This window comes from Calditrichota bacterium (genome assembly GCA_014359355.1).
GTDB lineage: Bacteria > Zhuqueibacterota > Zhuqueibacteria > JANLFK01 > Oleimicrobiaceae > Oleimicrobium.
Window position 1 is genome coordinate 1 of sequence record JACIZP010000116.1, and the last position, 5,979, is coordinate 5,979.

Sequence of the window (5,979 nt, forward strand, 5' to 3'; positions counted from 1 at the left end):
GCCGATCGGCAACCTGCGGGATATCACCCTGCGGGCGTTGGATGTACTGGAGCAGGTGGACCTCATTGCCGCAGAGGACACGCGCCACACCGGTATCCTGTTGCAGCACTATGGCATCCGCAAGCCCCTGATAAGCTACCACCAGTACAACAGGGTGCAGAGGACGCCGCAGCTGATTGAGCGCCTCAAAGAAGGGCAAGCCGTGGCCTTGGTCTCGGACGCTGGCACGCCGGGTATCTCTGACCCTGGGTTCTACTTGGTGCGTGCTGCCATCACCAACGGCATCTCCGTGCAGGCAGTCCCGGGCCCCACGGCCTTGATAACTGCCTTGGTCGCTTCGGGGTTGGCCACGGACCGCTTCGCCTACGAGGGCTTTCTGCCCACAAAAAAGGGGCGCAAGACGCGGCTGGAGGGCCTCCGAAATGAGGAACGCACGCTCGTCTTCTACGAGTCGCCGCAGCGCCTGCAGCGGACCTTGCGCGAGCTTCTGGCGGTGCTCGGTGACCGGCAAGCGGTGGTGGCCCGAGAGCTGACGAAGAAGTTTGAGGAAATCATTCGCGCACCGCTCAGTGAGCTGGTGAGCAGGTTCGAGTCGAAGAAAGTGAAAGGCGAGGTGGTGTTGGTTGTCGAGGGCAAAGGCCGGACAAAGCACCAGGCAGACAGCACCAGGTGAAAAAGTGAAAGGACTATTTGGCGAATGAAGTTCTTTATCCTGCCGCCCAGGCTGAAAGAGGGGTTCCTCAACGGACTCAACCCGTTGGTGGGGTGGTTGGTGAAGCTCAAGTTGAACCCGAACTGGTTGACGACGTTCAGCCTGCTGGTAGGCGCCGCCTCGGGCGTGTGCTACGCCAAAGGCTACTTGCGATGGGGTGGGGCACTGGTGCTGTTTTGCGGCTTGCTGGACACTCTGGACGGCAAAGTAGCAAGAGCCACCAACCGCGTCACCAGGTTCGGTGCCCTGTACGATTCGACCTTGGACCGCTATGCGGAGGTAATCGCCTTTTTTGGAATGGCGTTCTACTTCGTGGCTCATCAGCAGCTGCTGGTCTCGGTGGCGATCTGTGTGGCCCTTGCCGGGTCGCTCATGGTCAGCTACGTGCGTGCCCGCGCCGAGGGCCTGGGCTTTGAGTGCAAAGTGGGACTCATGCAACGCCCTGAGCGCCTGGTGCTGCTGGGCGCAGGCAGCCTTGCGCATGAGTACGCCCTCATTGGGGCGATTTTCGTGATCGCCTTGCTGTCGAACTTTACTGCCGGGCAGAGGCTGTACCACGTGTGGGCCAGCGAGAAAAAGTCGAGTGTGTAGGGTGCTGCCCAGAGCAAAATCCAGGAAAGGGGCAGAAGTCACCACAACTGCCTGGTGTGTGCCCCTGCGCACGGGAAATAACACAGGAGGAACAACGACCACAGATGTTTCGTGAGATGTGTAAATCAAAGATCCATCGCGCCCGCATCACGGACGCCAATCTGAACTACGAGGGGAGCTTGACTATCGATCGCCTGCTGATGCAGGCAGCCGACTTGCTTCCCAACGAGAAGGTCCATGTGCTGAACCTCAACAATGGTACCCGAGCCGAGACATACGTGATCGAGGGAGAACCCGGCTCCGGTGTCGTGTGCGCCAATGGTGCTCTTGCCAGGCACACGCATCCTGGTGACCTTGTCATCCTGCTGTCTTTTGCCTGGGTCCCGGAGGAGGAGGCACGCACCTTCAAGACGAAGATTGTGCACGTCGACGAACGCAACCGTGTTGTGGGGCCAGCGAAGGCTTCGACAAAGTAGGACCGCATGTGTTAGCCGAGGAGGGAGAGTCTTGAGCAAGCAACCAGTTGAGATCAAGCAGCCGCAGGGGAAGTTGGGGGTGCTCTTGCCCGGGATGGGGGCGGTAGGCACTACCTTCATCGCCGGTGTGCAACTGGTGCGCAATGGCCACAGCAAGCCGTTCGGTTCCCTGACGCAGATGGGGACCATCCGCTTAGGCAAGCGCACGGAGAAACGGATTCCGAAGATCAAGGACTTTGTGCCTCTCGCTGAGCTCGGGGACCTGGTGTTTGGCGGGTGGGACATCTTTCCGGATAACTGCTACGAATCGGCGCTGAAGGCGGGTGTCCTGGAGCTCAGTGACCTGGAAAAAGTGAAGGACGAACTGGCTGCCATCCGGCCGTGGCCAGCGGTCTTTAGCAGGGACTATGTGCGGCGACTCGATGGCCCCAATGTCAAGAAGGCCAAAACGAAGTACGATCTGGCCAAGATGCTCATGGAGGACATCGAGCGTTTCCGCAGCGAGCACGGCCTGAACCGCATGGTCATGGTCTGGTGCGCCAGCACCGAGGTCTTTATGCGGCCCTCGGCTGTCCATCAGGACATCGCCAGCTTCGAAAAGGGGCTGAAGGAGAATGACCCGGCCATCGCGCCCAGCATGATTTATGCCTACGCCTCGATCATGAGCGGCGTGCCGTTTGCTAATGGTGCGCCGAACCTGACAGTGGACATTCCTGCCTTGATCCAGCTGGCGCGCGAGAAGCGGGTGCCTATCGCCGGCAAGGACTTTAAGACTGGCCAGACCTTGATGAAGACCATCATCGCACCCGGGCTGAAGGCTCGTCTGCTGGGTTTGGATGGATGGTTCTCCACCAACATCCTCGGCAACCGCGATGGCGAGGTGCTGGATGACCCGGAGTCGTTCAAGACGAAGGAGGAGAGCAAGCTTTCGGTGTTGGAATACATCCTCCAGCCCGACCTCTACCCGGAACTCTACGGCAACTTCTACCACAAGGTGCGCATCAACTACTACCCCCCGCGGCGCGACAACAAAGAGGGGTGGGACAACCTGGACATTTTTGGCTGGCTCGGCTACCGCATGCAGATCAAGGTGGACTTTCTCTGCCGCGATAGCATTCTGGCCGCCCCTATTGTGCTTGACTTGGTGCTTTTCATGGACCTCGCGCAGCGAGCGGGCATGCACGGTATCCAGGAGTGGCTCTCATTCTACTTCAAGAGCCCGATGTGTGCCCCAGAGCTCTACCCGGAGCATGACCTGTTCATCCAGCTGATGAAGCTGAAGAACACCTTGCGCTACCTGCGCGGCGAGGAGCTCATTACCCACTTGGGTCTTGAGTACTACGACTAAAGGCTGACGCTTCTTGCATCGCTCCGCGCACCTGAAAAGTATTCTCAAGACCGCTATGCCTGCCGTGGTGGATCTGTCCTCGCAGACCATCATGTGGACCATCGAGGCGATTCTGGTGGGCAGGTTGTCCGCGGCGGCCTTTGCCGGGGTGGCCATGGCCATCCAGATCGTGGTGGTGTTCTTCGCGGTGCTCCTCACCTTTGTGGTGGGCAGCTCGGTCATCATCGTCCGCGCTCTGGGGAGAAACGATCAGTGGGAGGCCAACCATATCCTCGGCCAGACCGTGCTTCTTGGGGTGGTCATGGCCTTTGCCTTTGCCGTGATCTGGTATTCTGGGGCAATTCACCTGTTCAAGCTCATTGGCAAGGCAGGGGCAGAGGAGGCAGGTATTGCGGCGGAGCGGGCCGGCGTCACCTACTTGCGTACGGTGTCTTTCTTTGCGCCGTTGATTGTGACCAATTTCATTGGGGTGGGGATCATCCGTGGCAGCGGCGACACGCGCCATTCCATGGTCATCAACATGGTGGTCAACGGTTTGAATCTGGCGTTGGCACCGTCGCTCATTTTCGGCTGGTTCGGGCTGCCGCGCTTGGAAGTGCGCGGTGCTGCCCTGGCCGTGGGTATTGCGCACTCGGTGGGCTTCTTCTTGACCTTTGGGTTGTTGCTCAGCCCCCATGGGCGGCTCCGATTACCCTTGCGGGAGCTGCTGCGGCCCGATGGCGAGACGTTTCGTCGCCTGCTCCGCACGGGGGTGCCGACCACGGTGGAACAGCTTGCCACCTCGGTGGGCGTCCTGTTCGTGATGGGCTACGCCGCGCGCCTGGGGTTGGCCACGCTGTCGGCGCACGCGGTTTTTGTGCGGGTGCAGGCGGTCCTGTCCATGGCCTACATGGGATTTGGCTTGGGCGCCATGACCTTAGTGGGCATGGACTTGGGAGCAGGGGACCAGGTGCGGGCTCTGCGCACGGCGCGGCTGTCGATGCTGGTGACCTTCGCGTTCGTCATCACGGTTGCCGTTTTGCTCGTCCTGTTCAGTAGGCAAATCATGGCGCTCTTCCTGACGGGACGCGAGACCGCGGTGCTGGCCAAAGGAGCGGTGGCCATTTACGTGTTCGCTCTGGCCCAGATTCCCAAGGCTCTCTTGGGTTCAGTGGCCGGGAGCCTGCGCGGCGCGGGCGACCTCCGCTTCCTCATGTGGCTGACGATCGTCTCGGTGCTGATCTTCGAGATCGGGCTGAACTACGCTGCGGCTTTCGTGCTGGGGTGGGGGTTGGTGGGGCTCTGGGCTGTCCACGGCACGGGAGAGGTGACCAGGTTGACGGTGACCTACCATCGCCTGCACGGCAATCGTGGCGAAGTGGCGCACAGGGTGTGACGTGAGCGGGCTGCTCATCACTTTCGAAGGGATTGATGGGGCAGGAAAGAGTGTGCAGGCAGAGGCATTGCGCCAATGGCTCGAGACGGTGAAACAGCGTGCGGTGCTCCTGCTGCGGGACCCAGGGACGAGCCCTATTGCCGAACAGATCCGACGGATTCTGCTGGATCCTGCCAACGGGGCAATGTCGCCGTGGACGGAGCTGTTGCTCTACGAGGCAGCGCGGGCGCAGCTGGTGGAGGAGTGCATTAAACCAGCTTTGGCCCAGGGCAAGGTGGTTATCTGCGACCGCTTCTACGACTCCACCACTGCCTACCAGGGCTACGGACGCCAGCTCGACTTAGCTACGGTGATGCAGGCCAATCGCATCGGCGCCTGCGGGCTGGTGCCTGATCTGACCGTCCTCCTCGATTTGGACGTCGAGGTGGCGCTGCAAAGAAAAGGACGCCTCGCCCTGGACCGCCTGGAGCAGGAGGAGCGTGCATTCCACGAGCGGGTGCGGCAGGGATACCTGGCATTGGCGCGAGCGGAACCAGATCGGGTGAAAGTTGTTCAAGGCGATAGAGCTGTCGGCACCATCGCCGAAGAGATTCGGCAACTGGTGACGGCAGTGGTGGTGGGGTAGTTGCGCGTGGTTCTCTTGTGTGGAGGTGCATAATGAGCACCAAAAAGCAAGTTCTCCTCATCGTGGCGCTCATCCTGGTGACCGTGGGAGTCAGCGGCTGGCTCTCCACGGTGGTGGGCAACCGCGGACCGGACTACAACGAAGACTTGCGCAGAAGCATCCTCCTGTTCAGCAATGTGTACGAGTCCGTGGTGCAGCGCTACATCGAGGAGGTCGACCCAGAAAAGTGTGTGCAGGCCGCCATCGACGGCATGCTGGAGCGCCTCGACCCGTACACCGTGTACCTGAAGGCTGAGGAGGACGACGAGATCGAGATCCTCACCTCAGGCAAGTACGGCGGCGTAGGGATGCGCATCGGCATGCGCAACGGTTGGGCCACGGTGGTGGAGCAGCCCTTTGACGGCAAGCCGGCATTCCGTGCCGGCATCCGGGAAGGTGACCAGATCATCGAGGTGGACGGCAAGAGCACCAAGGACCTTACCATCTCAGAGACCGCTTCCCTGTTGCGGGGCGAGCCGGGCACGGAGGTGGTAGTGAAAATCCGCCGCGAAGGCGTTTCCGAAGTGCTGACTTTCCGCCTCATCCGCGATGTCATCACCGTCGAGGACATCAATTGCGCCACCATCATCAATGGCGACGTGGGATTTGTGCGCTTGACGCGTTTTGGGCGTAACGCCGGGACAGAGGTGGAGCGCGCCGTCACCAAATTGAAGCAGCAAGGGGCCAAGAAGCTGATTCTTGACCTTCGTTCCAATCCTGGTGGGCTCTTGGAGGCCGCTGTTGAAGTCGCCAATGTGTTCGTTCCCAAGGGTGAACTGATTGTGTCCACCAAAGGGCGGAACAAGAGCGATG

The 5,979-nt window shown here is 60.5% G+C and carries 7 protein-coding genes; all 7 read left to right on the forward strand.

From position 1 onward, the window contains the following. On the forward strand, positions 1-673 hold a 673-nt coding region (gene rsmI / locus H5U38_04760), incomplete at its 5' end, for a 16S rRNA (cytidine(1402)-2'-O)-methyltransferase (protein MBC7186333.1). A 24-nt stretch (positions 674-697) separates the two neighbouring features. Beyond that, the gene (locus H5U38_04765) at positions 698-1,303 is read left to right on the forward strand and encodes a CDP-alcohol phosphatidyltransferase family protein (GenBank protein ID MBC7186334.1); all 606 of its coding nucleotides are present in this window, start codon (positions 698-700) and stop codon (positions 1,301-1,303) included. A 104-nt stretch (positions 1,304-1,407) separates the two neighbouring features. Further along, entirely contained in the window at positions 1,408-1,779 is a 372-nt protein-coding gene (locus H5U38_04770) for an aspartate 1-decarboxylase (GenBank protein MBC7186335.1), read from the forward strand. Positions 1,780-1,810: 31 nt separating this feature from the next. Next, on the forward strand, positions 1,811-3,127 hold the full coding sequence (locus H5U38_04775) for an inositol-3-phosphate synthase (GenBank protein MBC7186336.1): 1,317 nt from the start codon (positions 1,811-1,813) through the stop codon (positions 3,125-3,127). Positions 3,128-3,182: 55 nt separating this feature from the next. Next, on the forward strand, positions 3,183-4,502 hold the full coding sequence (locus tag H5U38_04780; GenBank protein MBC7186337.1) for an MATE family efflux transporter: 1,320 nt from the start codon (positions 3,183-3,185) through the stop codon (positions 4,500-4,502). Between the two features lie 10 nt (positions 4,503-4,512). Further along, positions 4,513-5,127 carry a dTMP kinase gene (locus tag H5U38_04785; GenBank protein ID MBC7186338.1) on the forward strand — a complete coding sequence of 205 codons (615 nt, stop codon included), beginning with the start codon at positions 4,513-4,515 and terminating at the stop codon, positions 5,125-5,127. A gap of 32 nt (positions 5,128-5,159) precedes the next feature. Continuing rightward, positions 5,160-5,979, forward strand: an 820-nt coding sequence (locus tag H5U38_04790) for a PDZ domain-containing protein (GenBank protein MBC7186339.1), incomplete at its 3' end; no start/stop codon positions are given.

Coding starts and splice junctions, on each gene's coding strand:
- H5U38_04780 (MBC7186337.1), top strand. CDS start 3,183: ATGCCTGCCGTGGTGGATCTGTCCTCGCAGACCATCATGTGGACCATC.
- H5U38_04765 (MBC7186334.1), top strand. CDS start 698: ATGAAGTTCTTTATCCTGCCGCCCAGGCTGAAAGAGGGGTTCCTCAAC.
- H5U38_04770 (MBC7186335.1), top strand. CDS start 1,408: ATGTTTCGTGAGATGTGTAAATCAAAGATCCATCGCGCCCGCATCACG.